The sequence below is a fragment of the Anaerorhabdus sp. genome, assembly GCF_036657415.1.
Taxonomy (GTDB): Bacteria; Bacillota_I; Bacilli_A; order Erysipelotrichales; family Erysipelotrichaceae; genus Anaerorhabdus.
This window is the reverse complement of the sequence record NZ_JAVXGL010000003.1, coordinates 1-17437: the sequence shown is the minus strand read 5'-3', so window position 1 is coordinate 17437 and position 17437 is coordinate 1. Positions and strand designations below refer to the sequence as shown.

The window sequence follows — 17437 nt, the reverse complement described above, 5'->3', positions numbered from 1 at the left end:
AAATGTTGTTTACATCGTTTTGAGAAGCTGTTTTTATTTACCTAAATATTGTTATATCAATAATCATCTTTTCTTTATGAAATTAATACTTCATTTAATTAAATACAAACAAATATTCCACTATTCATTTTTCAACTAATTTAGTGAATTAAACCAGGTCTCCATATAATTGTTCAGTTAACTTTATTAAATGAAGCATGATATATAGTTTTTCATCTACACTTACTTCATAGTTATATTTTTCTTTGATAACTTTGCAGATTTTATCAATACATTCACTTTGTTTACTGTTTGCATCTGCAAGTATTTTATAGGTACTTCGATTATCCACTGTTTTATATTCAATATATTCTTTGTTTATAACTCTTTGTGCAAAAAAACGGCAATGCGTAATGAATCTATCACAATTAAAATTTTCTAAATCAAGTATTCCAAATTCTCCCTTTACGATACTTAATATATCTTCAATAACTGCAGTAATCTCATACATTTGTTGCATATTTGAATCTATTTGCGCATTGATGATATGGAGTGCAATAAAATTTGCTTCACTTTCATCAATATCTAGTTTCAAACTTTTTCGAAGTATTTCAGTTGCCACTAAACCAATTTTATATTCTTCTTTGTATAGCGATTTTATATTCAATAATAGGGTTGTATCAAATACAATTCCCATTTTTATTCTTTCCACAAGATTTGAAATATGATCTGTCAATGTGACATAAATTGAATCATTTATTCTTTTTTTACTTTGTGATTTCATATAATCAATAATGTCTTCTGCCACAATAATATAGTCATAGGATACATCTTGAACAAGTGTTTTAAACTTCTGTCCAACATCATCTTTTAATTCGAATTTCTTCTCAATTCTGTCTTCAATAACTGTACTACCTCTTGATAATCCGTAGGCTATCCCACGTCCTATCAGTATGATTTCTTCGCCTTTGTTATTTTCTGAAAGAATTACATTGTTATTAAAAATTTGCCTTATTTTCAATTATGACACCCCCTTTTACGAAACTCATATGCATTTAATTTTCAATTTCGAATAATTCATCTCCCGGTTGTACATTTCCAGACGACTTAATTTGTTTAACTTTTTTATTTATTGCTAAAACTGGAATAATAGTATCACAGCCTTTATTTTCAATATATTTCCAATCTACAATCGTTAATAAATCTCCTTGTCTTACTTGATCACCAACTTCAACTTTTGTATCAAAAGGAATTCCATTCAGTGTTACCGTATCAATTCCTATATGTAGAAGTATCTCCAACCCACTGCTCATTTCAATTCCAATTGCATGTTTTGTTTCATAAACCATTGTAACCACACCATCCACTGGACTAAATATTTCTTTTGCTTTTGGAATAATCGCAATCCCGTCACCAAGCATTTTTTTCGAGAACATCTCATCATTTACATTTTCCAAATTTACTAATTCTCCCACTATTGGGCTACATAATATACTGTTCATTTTCCCTCCATATGCATAATAAAAACCAATTTGCATAGTAATACCTTTGTATTACTCACAAATTGGTTTTGCTTGCTTTGTATAACAATAACAATCCAACTACGCTATCATAGTAAGCGGTTTCTTTTATTGTGTCAACCCCAAAATATAAAACTTTTTTTATTTTTCTTTCATCATGAATTGTTTTTAGATATATTTGAAAATTCTAAGATTCATGGTATAGACTACAAATTTGTGCTTAACTAAATGGTTTTTCATTCTTTCTGAAAAACTAAGTATGACGCACTTTATTACTCTTCTTCTTATAATTTTTTTGTTGCATAACAATATTTTTTTAGTGAATATCGTTTTATTTCATTGAATGAATAACAATTATCATTTCTATCTTTGGTATAAAAGTGATAGTTCATAGGTTTGTTTAAAACATCTACTATGGTATACTGGCTTTGGAACATCAAGTGTTTAGTGCTTTAGGGAAAAGAGAGGATTCGCCCTCTCTTTTTTTGTTATTACTGGCTTGATTAGTTTCTATTGCAACTATAAAGTGGTCTTATCATTTACTTGCTTCATTTTTTTATTTTTATTTTCTTCTCTAACTTCTTCCATTATTTGTCCGGACTTTGTGACGACATATTTAGTTTCTTTTAGATTGAGGATAATAATTCCTGACATGATATAACTTAAAACGAATATAATTTCTAATATATTAATCAGTATTCCAAAAATATTAAATCGGTATAGATTGGTAACAAACATGATTATCATTACCATTACACCCATTACATTTAAGGAAATAGCAGCTATCAATAATTTCTTAAATCCACTAGCGAGTAGTGATATAAATAAACATCTCATCACTAGTTGGTAAAATAACTGGAAATTAATTGGTAATTTTATAATAAAAACAATTAAAATATTAAATGCCGCTAGTAAAACAAACAACCAAATCTGTATTTTTGTTATTATTTTTAATCCTTTTTGAAACTCTTCATCTTCTTTTACTTCAGGTCTAACTTTATCAATTGTATTACGCATTTCTGTCCTCTTTCCATCTTTTTAAATGATTCAATTAAGTTTTGCTAAATTCATTACTTTTTCACATCTATAGTTTTTATTATTCCTCCTTACAACAAAATTAAAATCGGGATATTTTTTTCATTCACTTACTTTAACGTTAATGAATACGAAAAATTTCTCCCGATTTATTTATAGTTATTCGAACAACTAATTTAAATTTAGCAAGAATTTTCAGCTTTTGCAAGATTATAGTCTTGCACAATAATGCAATTATTTATTTGCTAAGCTTCACTTTCTTAATAATCAACAAAATAATTCCTAATACTACAAGCGCTCCCCCAAACGCTAGAATAGTAGATCCTGTAAATCCGGCAATGCAATAACCAACAAAACATGCTGTTGCTACTACTAATGCATAGGGAAGTTGCGTAGTTACGTGGAAAATATGATTTGATTGTGCCCCAGCACTCGCCATAATTGTTGTATCTGAAATAGGAGAAATATGATCCCCACAAACTGCCCCCGCAAGAACTGCCGCAATACTTGTAACTAGCATTGGATCACTTTCTAAAAATACAGATGTGACAATTGGAATTAAAATACCAAACGTTCCCCATGAAGTTCCTGTGGAAAAAGCCAAGCCTGTTGCGATAAGAAATAGTAAAGGTGGTAAGAATGCTGTTGAAATACTACTACTTTTTAAGAAATTAGATACAAATAAACCTGCTTGAAGATTATCGGATACAAATCCACCCAATGTCCATGCCAATACAAGAATCATAATCACTGGAACCATCATTTTAAAACCAACAGGTAATGCTTCAAAGAAGTCTTTGAAATTTATTATCTTTCTAGGAATATAAAGAATAAACATAAATACTAATGTAAAAAATGAACCTAAAACTAAACCAAATGATGCATTACACTCTTGAAATGCTTGAACAAATGGTACTCCATCAAAGAATCCACCCGTATAAACCATACATGTGATGCATGAGAAAATGAGAAATATGACTGGGAGTACTAAATCCATAACTCGCCCTTTTGTTGATACCTTTTCCTCTTCAATTATTTCAAAGTCATTTCTACCGTAAAATAAATCACCTTTCTCTGCACATTCTTCGTGTTGCTTCATTGGTCCAAAATCAAAATTAAAAACACAGACAATGAATACCATAATAATTGTTAACCATGCATAAAGATTAATCGGAATTGTTTGAAGGAAAAGATTAAAACCATCGCCAGTTGTATATCCTGTAACTGCTGCTGCCCAACTTGATATTGGTGCAATAATACATATTGGAGCTGCAGTCGAATCAATAATATAGGCTAATTTAGCACGTGATATCTTAAATTTATCAGTTACTGGGCGCATAACGCTACCCACTGTTAAACAATTAAAGTAATCATCCACAAAGATAAGAATCCCTAAAATCATCGTAGAGAGCATAGCTCCGCGTTTTGATTTTATACGTTTAATCGCCCAATCACCATAAGCCTTGCTTCCTCCAGCTCTTGTCATAAGTGCCACAATTGCACCTAAGAATACAAGGAAGAATAAAATACCTACATTCCATGCTGAACCTGTCTTTGATATCATTACATTGAAAATCTCTGTTGTTGCATTCAGAATATTAAAATTACTATATAATAATGCCGCTGCAACAATTCCCAAAAATAAAGATGAATAAACTTCTTTTGTAGCCAATGCTAACCCAATCGCTATTATCGCTGGTAAAAGCGCCCATATTGTCCCTATAAACTCCATTTTACTCTCCTGCTTACTTCTAAAACTTTCTTTTATATTTTACCACATTCTAATAAATACAACGGACTATACATTAGTGATGTTTTGTAGATTACCGTTTTATTGTACAATTATAATACTTGAGGTACTTACCATGAAAATGAATCGTTTAATCGGCATACTTACATTATTACTTCAAAAAGAAAAAGTAACTGCAACTCAACTTGCTGAAAGATTTGAAGTATCAAAAAGAACAATTCTTCGAGATATTGATGACTTGAGTATTGCTGGAATACCTATTATTACTTTACCTGGATATCATGGAGGTATCCAGATTGCAGATGGATTTAAAATAGATAAAACTTATTTTAATACCACTGACTTACAAGCCATTTTCACTGGTCTTCAAAGCCTTAACAGTATTTCCTCACATAATCAATATGATCAAATTATAGATAAATTTTTACCCGACAAAAATAGATTAGTTGAGTCCAATCACTTGTTGATTGATTTAGCATCACATTATAAAGACTCACTCTCAAGTAAAATTAAGTTACTTGAAGAAGCAATTGAAAGCACTTTATCAATTACTTTTACCTATTATAGTAGACAAGGTGAAGCAACTATTACTTGTGCTCCCTATTTAATTATTTACCAATGGTCAAATTGGTATGTTCTTTGCTATAATCATCCATCTCAACAATTTGAATTACTAAAATTAAATCGTATATGGAATCTAAGTCTTTTAGATGATGTTTTTACCCTTCAAGATATTCCCCATGAACTATTAGAAACATCCTCATATTTCCCCAGCAATTATGAAGTTACAATTTTATTTGATCCTTCTGTAAAATGGCGAATTGTTGAAGAATATGGATTGGATTACTTTACTACTCAACCTAATGGAAAACTGTTATTTAAATTCCCATTCACAAATAAAGATTATCTCTTTAGTTGGATTCTTGGTTTTGGAAATCTTGCAGAACTTCTTGAACCACAAGAATTACGTAATGAATTAAAGGATATTTTACTAAAAACATTACCTCTTTATAATGAAGGTGACAAATAGTTGTCACCTTTCTTTTGGTATCATATTGGCAGGAGGAATTTAAAATGATTGAATCTCGTTGTGGTATTTCATGTAGTCAATGTCATTATAAAGAAGAATTCAACTGTAAAGGTTGCTTAGCAATAAACAAACCTTTTTGGGATGACTCGTGTCCAATAAAAGATTGTTGCGAAGAAAAGAAACATTCACATTGTGGTGAATGTACAAATTTTCCTTGTACTTTATTAATTGGTTTTTCTTATGATAAAGATCAAGGTGATAATGGTCTACGCATAGAAAATTGTCGTTGTTGGAAACAAAATTGTAAGTAAGAAAAATAGTGACGAGATTAATCGTCACTATTTTCATATTGTTTCATAGTTTCTTCTTGAAAAGTTTATACACTTTTGACTATTAAATCTTGTTTTCGGGCAAGAGTTATAACCACATTTCAGAACATTCTTACATGAGATACAACTTTCATGGTCAATTTTATGAATCCATTTATTATTTTTCTCTGCATCTATTTTGATATCATCATAACCAATTAACCCAACATTATTAAAATCGTAACTTAAACATGAGTTGCATTTCACAACTAGTCCATCACAACGGAATACAAATCCGTTTTTTAATCCTGCTTTACATAATCCATATTCACTCGAACTCTTACGATCAGTACGCATATGAATAAATTCTAAGTAGTCATAATGTTCCTTTAATAATTTATTTCTTTTTACAATGTTTGCTGTACTTTGAGCATCATAATCTTTTCTTAATTGATCAATCGTTTTTACTGTAAAAACAAAATGTTCTGTGTCACCGATAAGAATCTTCAATTTATCATACCAAATGAAGTCTCTATTATTCTCTAAAATATTGTTTATAATCTCAATTTCAAAGTCTTCCGTTTTACCATAATGTCTTTTGATTGCGATAAGATTTCTAAATATTGCCTTTGATGTTCCTTCACCAGTAATTAATGGTCTTAGATAATCATGTGTTTTTCCATCTAATGCAATATAGTATTTTCTTATTCCAACACTAAGCAATTCTCCAAAAACTTCTTCATCTAAAAAATATCCGTTTGTACTTATTTCTGCAGAATGCTTTAGTCCATGGCTTTCTGCTAAATCTTTAAGCATCTTTCCGTACTTAAGAATTTTGGTTTTTTCTAAAAGTGGTTCTCCACCAATCCATACCACATTAATTGCTTTTAGTTGTTTGTCTTCCTCCACTTGCTTGCTGACGAAATTTACGATTGATCTCATCATTTCATCACTCATAGCTTTAGGATTTTTTCTTTCATAACAATACTTGCAGTTAAAGTTACATAACTCAGTAACCATAATTGTAACATTCAACTTACTTGATAAACTTTCTAGCTTACCATTTACCTTTGCAGCTAGTTTAACTTTTTCGTCCAATACTCCATGTTGAAACAAAAATTTTTCGAGGTCTGTTCTAATAGCTATTGATCCACTATTGTAGATACTGAACAGTTCCTTTTTGTTTGATGCATTCACCTCAATTACATTTTTTGTTAAATGGTCGATTATGCTAATTGTGTCTCCCTTTAATTCAAAATCTACATAACCAGGTATACTGTACATTTTTTCCCTCCTTGATAGACAGGCTTTATTATCTCCCCAATTTTTCCCATCATACCCAGATCCTTCTCCATCTTTAATACTATTTCTTTCTTCAAGATTTTTCAATACGTCTGTATTGCTCCATATAAAAAAACTGTATTAATTATACAGTTTCCTTAATGTTACTAAATTTTATACTCTATTTGTCCATTATACTATTTACTTCATATTATATAGAAGTTCTAAGTACTTATATTTCTCCTCGAGTAAATTGTTGTCTGTTGCAATCTTAAGTCCTATTTTATAGATAAATTCTTGGTTCTCAAAGTCTTTATCTTTTTCTATAATTTGACAAGCATGATCACAAGCTTTAAATGCTTCTTCAACCTTTCCTTCTATTGAGTTTAAGATTATTTCTTGGATTAACTTTGTTTTCATATTTTTGGTATTTATATTATCTTCTATGATTTGCTTGGTTTCCTTATATCTTCCCATCATCCACAATGCATAAGGTTCATAAAAACTAGCGCTCAAATATAAATCTTTCGATAAATCCAATTGTCGTACATAGTCTATTGCTTTTTCATAGTTCTTCTCTTTTAATGCGCAGTAACTCATATTTGCATATAACATTTGCATTTCACCTTGTTTATTTTCTCTTGAGTAAAAAGATAGGATATTTTCATAGATATTCATTGCCTTTTCATATTGATTTGCAGATGTGTATCCATTCGCAATGACGATTCCTAAAAATGCAATTCTTTCAAACATGAATAAATCCGCAAGCATATTTCTAGCTCGTTTATAATATTTAATCGCTATATCAATTTCATTGGATAATGCATTAAAGTATGTAAGATGATAGTAAATAATCGAAAATATAATTGAGTTTTTAGGTGAACTTGGAATTTCTTTATCCAAATCTTCGTATATTTCTTTTGCTTTTTCCCTGCTACTTGTTTTTAGATAATACTGTGCTTTTAAATCTTGATATAATAGTTGATATGGAGTCTCTAATAAATTTTTATAATTCTTCATTTCATCCAATATCTTTTTTGCATTTGTTAAATCTTTTTCAAAAATAACTTCATAAAAAATGATAAGAAAATCATAATATGGAAATGCGAATGAATATTTATACTCACTTTTATTTTCTATGAATTGATTGTAAATATCTTTCATACCTTGAGCATTGCACGTTGCCCAACAATTAAAAAATATTATTAACTTTTCCTCAACTTCATCTTTAAAATCTAGGCAGGTATTTACATTTATCCCTAATGAGCTTTCTAGGATTTTCTTATACTCTTTTGATGCGGCATGTTTACCATGTTCAATTTTACTTAGATGACTAGGATTTACAAACGTACTATCCGCAGCAAAGTTTAAACTAAATTGACGGTCTTCTCTTGCTCGTCTTACTATACATCCATACAGCCGATTTTCTTTTGTATCATTATTTAGACTTTTAACATAAAATGGCATAATTATTTCCCCACTCTTTAATAAGGACAATTATACCATTCTTTCATTATAAATTAATGCTTAACTTATTATCCCCAAGGATAAATCAAATCAAATGTAGTAATACCAGGTATCTCTACGTCACAATCTACGTCTGTGATTTCTCCGTTTACTGTTGTTACAACGCATCCATTATCATCAAGATATGTTTCAACTTTATCTTCTGCTAATACTGATGATGTCATAGTTGTAATCAAAGCAAATACACACACTATTTTACCAATCTTCTTCATTATAATTCTCACTTTCTAGTCTTGGTTTAAATGACTACTTCTTATATAGCACGTTGTCTTTCAATAGTCTATACCTCCTATATTGCTCCATATAGAAATAAATTAAATATCATATAATATGCAATATCTATTGGATGATTTTATTACTTTCCAAAATCTGTTTTATTCCCTTGTTTAATACCTTTTCTTGTATCAATGAAATAATTAATTACAAATTTACTTGAACTTTAACCACATAATTTAACTCTCATGAAACAGTTTCACGAAACTGTTTTTTGAAAAATACATCAGCTGAAGTAAAATAAAAGATATTGAATTTTCAATATCTTTTATACTTTGTTTAGAATATATTTTATTTATCTTTTGATGGTAAATAGTAAATCTTTTCTCCATCTTTTGTTAGCATATAACTTCCACGTGCATAACTTTGTACATAGTTTGGATCAGATAATTTATTTTTTTGATCAATCAAATATTGATTTTCATCTTTAACTTCTTCTAGTTTAACTTTTGTTTCTTTTAGTTGTTGTTGTAATGTAACAGTTGTACCAATTTCTTCAATTACACCATAAATTAACCAGCCTGAGAAGATGATGACAGCAAAACACAAAAGTTTTGTAATTGGTCTAAGCGTTCTTCTTTTAGGTTTCTTTACTTTTCTAACAACTTTTCTTTTTACCGGTTGTTGTGTCATTTTTTCTCCTTTCTGGATATATTTATTATATGTTTCAATGCAGTTATTCGCAACAATTTTCCTCTAGCCATTTTTCTTCTAAAACTTCATACATCATTGGAGCATCTGCCTTTTTAGAAAAGTTTGATGTTTCAAGTACTTTTACTGTCATTTGTCTTTGACCAAAAATTATAGTAATACAGTCTCCTGGTTTCACATCATATGATGGTTTTACTGACTTACCATTTACTTCTATTCTTTGATGAAGGGCTAGTTCTTTAGATACTGTTCTTCTTTTAAGGATACGTGATACTTTTAGGTATTTATCAATTCTCATTTTTCTTAGCCTCTTTACTTCTCATTAATACTTCTATTGCCATTTTCAAACCATCATTTGTTTGTGGTAATTTCACAATGATTTTTTGGTCTGTATAGCGAAGTGTAATATCTTTTGAAATGCTTGTCAAGATTTCAAAAAGTTTCACTCCATCTACATGTGCGCTAAACATTTTTGAAAAAGTAATTTCTATTTGTCCTTTTAGTTCTCGATATTTTTCTACATCTTCAGAGTTAATTAATATCTCTAAACGTTTCTTTTCGAATAATACTTTTACTGTTTTTGGTAGTTGTCCAAATTCATCTAAGATTTGTTCTTCATAAGCTCGTAATTCTTCTTGTGATTCTATTCTGTCGATTGTTTGGTACATGCTAATCTTATCAAAATCATCTGGTGCAAATACTTCTGGAATATAGCTATCCACTTGAACATTTGCTTTAACCATTTCTTTACGTTCAGGTTTAATAATACCTTTCTTTTCATTGATGGCTTCTTCTAGCATTTCGATATACATATCAATACCTACTGTATCAATGAATCCTGATTGTTCAGGACCTAACATATCACCAGCTCCTCGAATTGTTAAATCACGCATAGCAATTTTATAACCACTACCTAGTTGGGCAAAGTCTTTGATTGCTTGTAGTCGCTTGCTTGCGATTTCTGAGAGTTGTTTTTTACTTGGTACCATTAGATAGGCATAGGCTAATCGATTTGATCTTCCAACACGTCCTTTAATTTGATAGAGCTGTGATAGTCCAAAGTTTTGTGCATGTTCAACCAGAATAGTGTTGGCATTAGGAATATCAATTCCTGTTTCAATTATGGTTGTACAGACTAATACATTTGCTTCACCACTTGTAAAATTCATCATTACATCTTCAATTTCTTCCTTACCCATTTGACCATGTGCAACTGCAACTTTTGCATACGGTACGAGTTCTTGGATTTTTCTTGCAGTATGATAAATTTCCTCAACATTGTTGTGTAGATAGAAGACTTGACCATCTCGTGATAATTCACGTTCTATTACTTCTTTTATTAAAGCAGGATTTTTTTCAACAACATATGTTTGTACTGATACACGATTATCTGGTGGAGTTTCTAGTTGTGATAATTGACGAATTCCTACCAAAGACATTTGTAATGTTCTTGGTATTGGTGTAGCTGATAAAGATAATACGTCGACTGATGCTTTTAGCTCTTTTATCTTTTCTTTGTGTTCAACTCCAAATCGTTGTTCTTCATCAATAATTAGAAGTCCTAAGTCTTTAAATTTAATATCTTTTCCTAACAGTCGATGCGTTCCAATTAATACATCTACTTTTCCTTCTTTACAGTTTTCAATTGTCTCTCTTTGTTTGCTTGCAGTTACAAATCGATTCATAAGTTCAATCGTTACAGGATAGTTTTTGAATCTCTTCATAAATGTTTTTGCGTGTTGGCGTGACAAGATAGTTGTAGGACATAAGAAGGCAACTTGTTTATTTTCTGCTACTGCTTTGAATGCTGCACGTATCGCAACTTCAGTTTTTCCAAAACCAACATCACCACACAATAATCGATCCATTGGTTTGTTTTTCATCATATCTTTTTTCACTTCATCAATCGCAATTTTTTGGTCTCTTGTTAGTTCATATTCAAATTCATTTTCGAATTCATTTTGGTATTCACTATCTTCACCATAAGCATAACCAATTTGATCTTCACGTAAAGAATAAAGTTCTACTAGTCTTTCTGCAAGATTACTTACATTTTCTTTTAGGCGAGCTTTTGTATTGTTCCATTCATTGGATCCAAGCTTGTGTAATTTAGGTACAACACCTTCTCGTGATACAAATTTTCTGACAAGTCTAAATTGTTCTAATGGTACTAGTAGCTCGTCATTTCCTTTGTATATTACTCGCAAGAAGTCTTTGTGTACACCTAAAACAGAGCGTGTTTCTAGTCCCATGTATTGACCAACACCATGTTGATTATGAACAACATAATCTCCTGGTTTTAAATCTTGATAACTTTTTAATACCTCTGCGTTTTTAAATTTATTAGTGAATTTAGATTGACTCTTTCTACTTTCAAATAATTCTGTCGAGGTAATAACTTTTATATTCTCTAACTCTGCTTCAAATCCTTCAAACAGTGATGCAAATGTAATATTAATTCCAATTTCTGCAGGTACATCTTCTTGAATAAAACGATATACAACATCACGTTCTATACATGCATCAATGACTTGTTTTATTTCTTTGTCTCTTAGACAGAAATAAATTCTTTTTGTTTCGCTTTCTCTTTTTAATAATTCAATTTGAACACTTATTGTTTCTTTTGGTAAATTAACTTCTTTTATTTGTGAAATATTATCTGCGAAACGATCACCTTCAATTACTTTGTAGTTCATCAGTAATCGATCAAAGTCATGCGTGATACTAAACTTTGGTAGTGCTTTGTGTTCTTGAACCATCTCTTGAAGATAACTTGTATTTTCTTCTAATGAATGATGAATTGTTTCTAGACATTCTTCTCTTGTGGATAACACAATCGATGGATTTTGAAGATAGTCAAATAAGCATCCTGTTTGTTCAACAAAAGTATAGTATTGGTATAAACTATTATCTTTAATATGATTTTCTAAATATTGAATATCAATATCTATCTTAGAGATTAGTGCATCATCTTTAGAGTCTTTTAATATTGTCTCTACTTTTTCTTTAATATGTTTTACATCTTCATCACTGAATAGAATATCTGTTGCTGGTATACACACAACTTCTTCAACTGATTCTAATGACCGCTGAGTTTGAATATCAAAGAAACAAAGACGTTCTATTTCCGTATCAAAGAATTCGATTCTTATGGGATTATCATAGTTCATTGAATAGAAGTCTAAAACTCCACCACGAGCAGCGAAGCAAAGAGGAGTATCAATATGGGATACTTGTGAATAACCACTTTGTATTAACTTTCTTTTTAAGGTATCTAATGCAATTGTGTCTCCCACTTTTAAATGAATACTGCTATCTCTAAATAATTCTGTTCGTGGTAATTGACGAATGCATGCAGAAGCATGTGTAACAACAATACGGTTTGAATTATCTAGTAGTTTAGAAAGTACTTCTACTTTGTTTGCGATGTTCTCTGGACTTGCGGCAATTGCCTCAACTCGTAGAGACTCTTCAACACTAAAAATCACACATTCGTCTTGAGGGAGGAGGGTGCTTAATCTCTCATAGAGTCGTTGTGCGGAATATAAGTTATTTTTCACAACCACTATGGGTCGTTTCTTTTTTTGATAACTGCTTGCAAGAATCAATGCTTCTTGAATAAAGGAAGTTGGTGTATAGTTTGAAATCCCGTTTGTTAAATCAATGACCGCTGGATTATTTTCTAATTCGTTTAATAGCCAACTATTCATTTTTATTATACCTATTCATTACTTCTTCAATTGAATGGGTAATGCTCATGTAAGCGGCATCAGCTGCCCGTTTAACAGAGTCTTCGTAATTTTTTAAATCTTCTTTTGCGACTTTACCCAATACATAGTCTACGATTGGAATAAGTGGGTTTTTGTCAATTCCTACACGAATGCGTGAAATTTCTTGGGTATGCAAATGATTCATAATACTTTGCATTCCTTTTTGTCCACCTGAACTTCCCTGTGTACGTATTCTCAATTTACCTACTGGGATATCTAAATCATCATGGATTACCAAGATATCTTTAGGATCTATCTTGTAGAAGTTTACAGCTTGTATAACTGCTTCTCCTGATGAATTCATATATGTCTGCGGTTTCATCAGCATCACTTGTTCACCACTAATTTGTGTTGTTCCTATCAAGGCATTAAATTTCTTCTGTTCTATTGAGGTATGACAAAGTTTTGCGAGTTCATCCATAACACAAAACCCGGCATTATGTCGCGTCTTTTCATACTCTTTTCCAGGGTTACCTAGTCCAACAATTAATTTCATGTCATCCTCCTATCTCTTGCTCAATTATAATACCACGGGTTTACCTAAAATTCACGAATAAACACACTATCGTTGTAAGTTTATTAAAGAGAGAGGCAGTGCGCCTCTCTCTTTTGTTAACACTTCAATTTTTAACCCATTCTGAAGGTTTCATTCTTTATTCTTCTTAGAATTATTTGTTAATTAAGTAGCTATTCTATTTCTTCGCTACTTTCTTCAGGTTCAGTCGGTTCTACTACCCATTCTTGCGGAATTTCTAATTCTGTTAAATATCGTTTACCTAAACCAGATCTATAAAAGCGTTGCATATCCTCTTTAATTGCTTCATAATCTTCACTACGATTTTGAATGAAATATATTTTCGTTAAATATGCTGCACAAATATCTTTATAGATACCTATTAATTGTTTTGCATAATGCAAATCACCAGTATCTCCTTGAAGAGTATTTGAGAAGAATTCTTCACCTAAATCTTCTTCGCCTTGATATAACTTAAACCCATTCATTGATAGTTGATAGACTAATAAACGATTTATACTTTGATCAAGATCATCTAGTTTTTCTTTGAATTTCATTAATAAATCATGATCTTTTCTACCATACAATGTATTGCAACAAGCCAGACACAAATAATAAAAACTGTCTTCATTTAAGCTTGCTTTTGTTTTATTGTATTTACCCTTTTTTTCAAAGAGTGGTGTACAATCAATTTCATTTAACAGTGGTTCAATGCTGTCTTTATGGTCATATTTAACACAACCCCAAAGTTTTAGTATTTTACCTTTCATTTTAAATTCATTGTCTTTTTCTAGTTCGATGTAGTTATCAATTTTATTGAAGAAAACATCTTCATTATCAAATGCTTCTACACATTCAACAATTTTCTTATTTTTTGTATTTCGTCTAATTAAAAATACGAATGCGATTGCCATTGATAGAATGAAAACCACCAATGCTACATTAATTAAAAAACTTATTAGTTGCATATTCTCACCTACTTTAGTTAATTCTATCATAAATCATACACTATTTTTCTTAATTTCCCATTATAAGAAAAAGAATAAGCAAATTGCCTATTCTAATTCAAGTTTATAATCTAATACATAAATTGTAATGAAATAATACACAACAAATTGGACTATATTGATTAATGTTGTTACATTGAATAAAACATCCTCTGTGTAAGGATAAAGATTCGTATTAACACCAAATATATTTTGTGTTAATAAACTAAGTATGAATGAATATATAAAGTAAATTACAAAGGCAATGACTACTTTATGCTTTCTTGTATATTTTGTTTGTACAATGGTTACAAGTGCATAAATTCCTGTTACTGATGTAATTGATATAATTATTCCTCTAACTAATAGTTTGAATAATTCAAGATAATCATCGAATCTTAAGTATTTTAGTTGTTGGGCAATGGCATTGAAAATTATTCCGAAATCAATTTCTGCTCCTGATTTTAAACCTAATACTAGAAACATAATAAATAAGCCAAAGCCTAGTACTATTCCTGTTATAGTAAACCAAATAAGTGCTGAAATTATTTTAGAGATTACTATTTGATGTGAGCTTACTGGAAGTGTTAATGTTAAATATCCAGGTTTTTTAAACATCGAAGAGTTATAGTTTCTTACAATCGTTACAAACACTGCAATTGTGATTCCAAATGTTGCGAAAACAAGTAAAACAGATGCAATAGCGAATACATCGAGTGGAAATAATGGTAATGCTGCACAACCCATTAGGAAGATTACGAATACAAGCGCAAAGCTACGGTAACTATGAATTAATTCGAATTTTAGTAGTTTTAGCATTTGAATACCTCCCTAAATATTTCATCAATTGATTGACCTTTTTCTTGTCTTAATTCTTCAGCATTTCTATGAAGAACAAGTTCTCCTTCTTTTATGAAAATTACTTCTTCAAATATTGCTTCTATATCACTGATTAAGTGTGTTGATATCATAACTACACTGTCTTCAGAATAATTATTTAGTATAATTTCTAAAATCAATTCACGTGCTGCAGGATCCACACCTCCAATTGGTTCATCGAGAATGTATACCATGGCATTTCTACTCATGACTAAAGCTAATTGAAATTTTTCTTTCATCCCTTTAGACATTGTTTTAATTTTCATATCTGGATTTAATTCCATTCTTTTCATTAGATTCATACATTTTTCTAAATTGAAATCTTTGTATAAATCATGAAACATAGATAAAGCATCACGTGCTTTCATCCAATCTTCAAAATATGTTTCATCTGGTAAATATGAAACGATACTCTTTGTATGGGCATTAGGTTTTTGCCCATCAATTGTTACTGTTCCTTGATAATCTTTTAATAAACCATTTAATACTTTAATAAGTGTTGTTTTCCCACTACCATTCGGTCCTAGTAAACCAACTATTCTCCCACCTTTAAGATTAAAGCTAACATTACTTAACGCTACTTTAGAACCATAGGTTTTTGTTAGACTTTTAATCTCAACAATATTCTTCTCACTCATAGTTATTCACCTTTCATATTCTCAACTAAGTTTACAGTTTCTTCATGAGTAAACCCAAGATCATTCATTTCGTGAATGAACTGCTTAGTTTTTTGATTCCCTTGTGTTTGTTTTAATTCTAAAATCATTTCCTCTGTAGCACAAATGAATCTTCCTGTTGTTCGTTCTGATTTTAATAATCCTTCGCGTTCTAATTCTTGTAATGAACGTTGAATTGTATTTGGATTAACACCAAATTTTAAAGCCATTTCTCTGACGGTCGCAACCTGATCGTTTGGTTTTAGCTTTCCTGAAACTATTTCTTTTTTAATATAGTCCATTACTTGTAAGTAAATTGGAATATTTGCATCAAACCCTGGCATATCACCACTCCTTTTTCTACTGTACTAATTACATAATACAATAATACAGCATTCTTTTTCTCTTGTCAATTATTGTGTTATAATTGGGACCATGAGGTGAAACTTATGAAGCGAAAAAGAAAAATTAGATTAGGGCGAGTTATTGTGGTGCTTGCGGTACTTATAGCTCTTATTGGATTTACCTATATACTTACAAAACCTATATTTGATAAAAACACACTTCCTTCCTCAACTGCTACACCAGAAGTTGAGACTCCTATAACTACACCAAATTCCACGCCTAGCCCAACACCAACTCCAACACCCGTTTCTTTGGATCATACTAGTTATGACAGTATCTATGTCATCATTAATAAAACGCATCCTTTACCTGAAAACTATGAGCCAACTGATTTAGTTGTCCCTAATGTAAAAGCGACAAAAGATGGTTTAACAATGCGTAAGGAAGCTGCAGAGGCTTTGGAACTAATGTTCAATGCTGCAAAAGAAGAAGGACATACACTCATTTTTGGAAGTGGTTATCGTTCTTACTCTACCCAAGAGCGTTTATTTAATAATTATGTAGCTCGTGATGGAGAAGATGCAGCCAATCGATACAGTGCTCGACCTGGACAATCCGAACATCAAACGGGATTAGCTGCCGATATTGGTGATGGTAGTTTGGCAAACTGGTTAAAAAACAGTTTTAAAGATACTCCTGAAGGTATTTGGCTAAAAGAGAATTCTTATAAATATGGATTTGTTTTACGTTTCATGGATGGTAAAGAAGATATAACTGGATATATGTTTGAACCTTGGCATTTTAGATATGTCGGTGTCGAAGAGGCTCAAAAAATTGTCGATAGTGGATTAACTCTTGAAGAATTTTATAACTTTACGAAGTAACTATCCACACGTAAAACGTGTGGTTTTATTTTCGCCCTATAAGGGCATC

At 30.8% G+C, this 17437-nt stretch carries 18 protein-coding genes; 3 read left to right on the top strand and 15 right to left on the bottom strand.

From position 1 onward, the window contains the following. Positions 1–148 precede the first annotated feature (148 nt). From RSB60_RS00820 to RSB60_RS00805, 4 genes are all read right to left on the bottom strand, one after another. Positions 149–1000, bottom strand: a complete 852-nt coding sequence (locus tag RSB60_RS00820; protein ID WP_332613943.1) for a PRD domain-containing protein — start codon at positions 998–1000, stop codon at positions 149–151. A 34-nt stretch (positions 1001–1034) separates the two neighbouring features. Next, positions 1035–1481, bottom strand: a complete 447-nt coding sequence (locus tag RSB60_RS00815) for a PTS sugar transporter subunit IIA (RefSeq protein WP_323382487.1) — start codon at positions 1479–1481, stop codon at positions 1035–1037. Positions 1482–2018: 537 nt separating this feature from the next. Next, on the bottom strand, positions 2019–2516 hold the full coding sequence (locus RSB60_RS00810; protein ID WP_332613941.1) for a hypothetical protein: 498 nt from the start codon (positions 2514–2516) through the stop codon (positions 2019–2021). Positions 2517–2772: 256 nt separating this feature from the next. Next, a complete protein-coding gene (locus tag RSB60_RS00805; RefSeq protein WP_332613938.1) occupies positions 2773–4266 on the bottom strand; it encodes a Na+/H+ antiporter NhaC family protein in 1494 nt (497 codons plus the stop codon). 133 nt (positions 4267–4399) lie between these two features. Here RSB60_RS00805 and RSB60_RS00800 point away from each other — a divergent pair, with 133 nt between their 5' ends. Together RSB60_RS00800 and RSB60_RS00795 are read left to right on the top strand one after the other, a co-directional pair. Further along, positions 4400–5314 carry a helix-turn-helix transcriptional regulator gene (locus RSB60_RS00800; protein ID WP_332613936.1) on the top strand — a complete coding sequence of 305 codons (915 nt, stop codon included), beginning with the start codon at positions 4400–4402 and terminating at the stop codon, positions 5312–5314. Positions 5315–5358: 44 nt separating this feature from the next. Further along, on the top strand, positions 5359–5625 hold the full coding sequence (locus RSB60_RS00795; protein ID WP_332613933.1) for a DUF3795 domain-containing protein: 267 nt from the start codon (positions 5359–5361) through the stop codon (positions 5623–5625). A gap of 33 nt (positions 5626–5658) precedes the next feature. On the opposite strand, the gene RSB60_RS00790 is transcribed toward RSB60_RS00795, so the two are convergent. From RSB60_RS00790 to RSB60_RS00740, 11 genes are all read right to left on the bottom strand, one after another. After that, complete coding sequence (locus RSB60_RS00790; RefSeq protein ID WP_332613931.1) at positions 5659–6906, bottom strand: radical SAM protein; 1248 nt, start codon at positions 6904–6906, stop codon at positions 5659–5661. 198 nt (positions 6907–7104) lie between these two features. Then, the gene (locus tag RSB60_RS00785; protein WP_323381396.1) at positions 7105–8370 is read right to left on the bottom strand and encodes a helix-turn-helix domain-containing protein; all 1266 of its coding nucleotides are present in this window, start codon (positions 8368–8370) and stop codon (positions 7105–7107) included. A gap of 68 nt (positions 8371–8438) precedes the next feature. Further along, positions 8439–8642 carry a hypothetical protein gene (locus tag RSB60_RS00780; protein ID WP_332491282.1) on the bottom strand — a complete coding sequence of 68 codons (204 nt, stop codon included), beginning with the start codon at positions 8640–8642 and terminating at the stop codon, positions 8439–8441. A gap of 352 nt (positions 8643–8994) precedes the next feature. Next, positions 8995–9336: an FtsB family cell division protein gene (locus RSB60_RS00775; RefSeq protein ID WP_323381026.1), complete on the bottom strand. Its 342-nt coding sequence runs from the start codon at positions 9334–9336 to the stop codon at positions 8995–8997. Between the two features lie 43 nt (positions 9337–9379). Then, the gene (locus tag RSB60_RS00770; protein ID WP_332613928.1) at positions 9380–9652 is read right to left on the bottom strand and encodes an RNA-binding S4 domain-containing protein; all 273 of its coding nucleotides are present in this window, start codon (positions 9650–9652) and stop codon (positions 9380–9382) included. Next, entirely contained in the window at positions 9642–13064 is a 3423-nt protein-coding gene (gene mfd / locus RSB60_RS00765) for a transcription-repair coupling factor (protein ID WP_332613926.1), read from the bottom strand. Before mfd ends, RSB60_RS00770 begins: the two co-directional genes overlap by 11 nt. Further along, complete coding sequence (gene pth, locus RSB60_RS00760; protein WP_323381029.1) at positions 13057–13620, bottom strand: aminoacyl-tRNA hydrolase; 564 nt, start codon at positions 13618–13620, stop codon at positions 13057–13059. The genes mfd and pth overlap by 8 nt, the downstream gene beginning before the upstream one ends. 191 nt (positions 13621–13811) lie before the next feature. Continuing rightward, positions 13812–14606, bottom strand: a complete 795-nt coding sequence (locus RSB60_RS00755) for a hypothetical protein (RefSeq protein WP_332476074.1) — start codon at positions 14604–14606, stop codon at positions 13812–13814. A gap of 87 nt (positions 14607–14693) precedes the next feature. Then, positions 14694–15443 carry a hypothetical protein gene (locus tag RSB60_RS00750; protein ID WP_332613924.1) on the bottom strand — a complete coding sequence of 250 codons (750 nt, stop codon included), beginning with the start codon at positions 15441–15443 and terminating at the stop codon, positions 14694–14696. Continuing rightward, a complete protein-coding gene (locus RSB60_RS00745) occupies positions 15437–16141 on the bottom strand; it encodes an ABC transporter ATP-binding protein (protein WP_323382100.1) in 705 nt (234 codons plus the stop codon). The genes RSB60_RS00750 and RSB60_RS00745 overlap by 7 nt, the downstream gene beginning before the upstream one ends. Positions 16142–16143: 2 nt before the next feature. After that, the gene (locus RSB60_RS00740) at positions 16144–16503 is read right to left on the bottom strand and encodes a GntR family transcriptional regulator (protein ID WP_323382099.1); all 360 of its coding nucleotides are present in this window, start codon (positions 16501–16503) and stop codon (positions 16144–16146) included. 105 nt (positions 16504–16608) lie between these two features. Here RSB60_RS00740 and RSB60_RS00735 point away from each other — a divergent pair, with 105 nt between their 5' ends. Beyond that, positions 16609–17388, top strand: coding sequence for a M15 family metallopeptidase (locus RSB60_RS00735; protein WP_332613921.1), 780 nt, complete (start codon positions 16609–16611; stop codon positions 17386–17388). Positions 17389–17437 lie beyond the last annotated feature (49 nt).

Bases quoted from the DNA above. Each gene is read 5' to 3' on its own strand.
- RSB60_RS00800 (WP_332613936.1), top strand. From the start codon at position 4,400: ATGAAAATGAATCGTTTAATCGGCATACTTACATTATTACTTCAAAAA.
- RSB60_RS00735 (WP_332613921.1), top strand. From the start codon at position 16,609: ATGAAGCGAAAAAGAAAAATTAGATTAGGGCGAGTTATTGTGGTGCTT.
- RSB60_RS00790 (WP_332613931.1), bottom strand. From the start codon at position 6,906: ATGTACAGTATACCTGGTTATGTAGATTTTGAATTAAAGGGAGACACA.
- RSB60_RS00770 (WP_332613928.1), bottom strand. From the start codon at position 9,652: ATGAGAATTGATAAATACCTAAAAGTATCACGTATCCTTAAAAGAAGA.
- RSB60_RS00815 (WP_323382487.1), bottom strand. From the start codon at position 1,481: ATGAACAGTATATTATGTAGCCCAATAGTGGGAGAATTAGTAAATTTG.
- RSB60_RS00745 (WP_323382100.1), bottom strand. From the start codon at position 16,141: ATGAGTGAGAAGAATATTGTTGAGATTAAAAGTCTAACAAAAACCTAT.
- RSB60_RS00810 (WP_332613941.1), bottom strand. From the start codon at position 2,516: ATGCGTAATACAATTGATAAAGTTAGACCTGAAGTAAAAGAAGATGAA.
- pth (WP_323381029.1), bottom strand. From the start codon at position 13,620: ATGAAATTAATTGTTGGACTAGGTAACCCTGGAAAAGAGTATGAAAAG.
- RSB60_RS00805 (WP_332613938.1), bottom strand. From the start codon at position 4,266: ATGGAGTTTATAGGGACAATATGGGCGCTTTTACCAGCGATAATAGCG.
- RSB60_RS00775 (WP_323381026.1), bottom strand. From the start codon at position 9,336: ATGACACAACAACCGGTAAAAAGAAAAGTTGTTAGAAAAGTAAAGAAA.
- RSB60_RS00755 (WP_332476074.1), bottom strand. From the start codon at position 14,606: ATGCAACTAATAAGTTTTTTAATTAATGTAGCATTGGTGGTTTTCATT.
- RSB60_RS00795 (WP_332613933.1), top strand. From the start codon at position 5,359: ATGATTGAATCTCGTTGTGGTATTTCATGTAGTCAATGTCATTATAAA.
- RSB60_RS00785 (WP_323381396.1), bottom strand. From the start codon at position 8,370: ATGCCATTTTATGTTAAAAGTCTAAATAATGATACAAAAGAAAATCGG.
- RSB60_RS00740 (WP_323382099.1), bottom strand. From the start codon at position 16,503: ATGCCAGGGTTTGATGCAAATATTCCAATTTACTTACAAGTAATGGAC.
- RSB60_RS00750 (WP_332613924.1), bottom strand. From the start codon at position 15,443: ATGCTAAAACTACTAAAATTCGAATTAATTCATAGTTACCGTAGCTTT.
- RSB60_RS00780 (WP_332491282.1), bottom strand. From the start codon at position 8,642: ATGAAGAAGATTGGTAAAATAGTGTGTGTATTTGCTTTGATTACAACT.
- mfd (WP_332613926.1), bottom strand. From the start codon at position 13,064: ATGAATAGTTGGCTATTAAACGAATTAGAAAATAATCCAGCGGTCATT.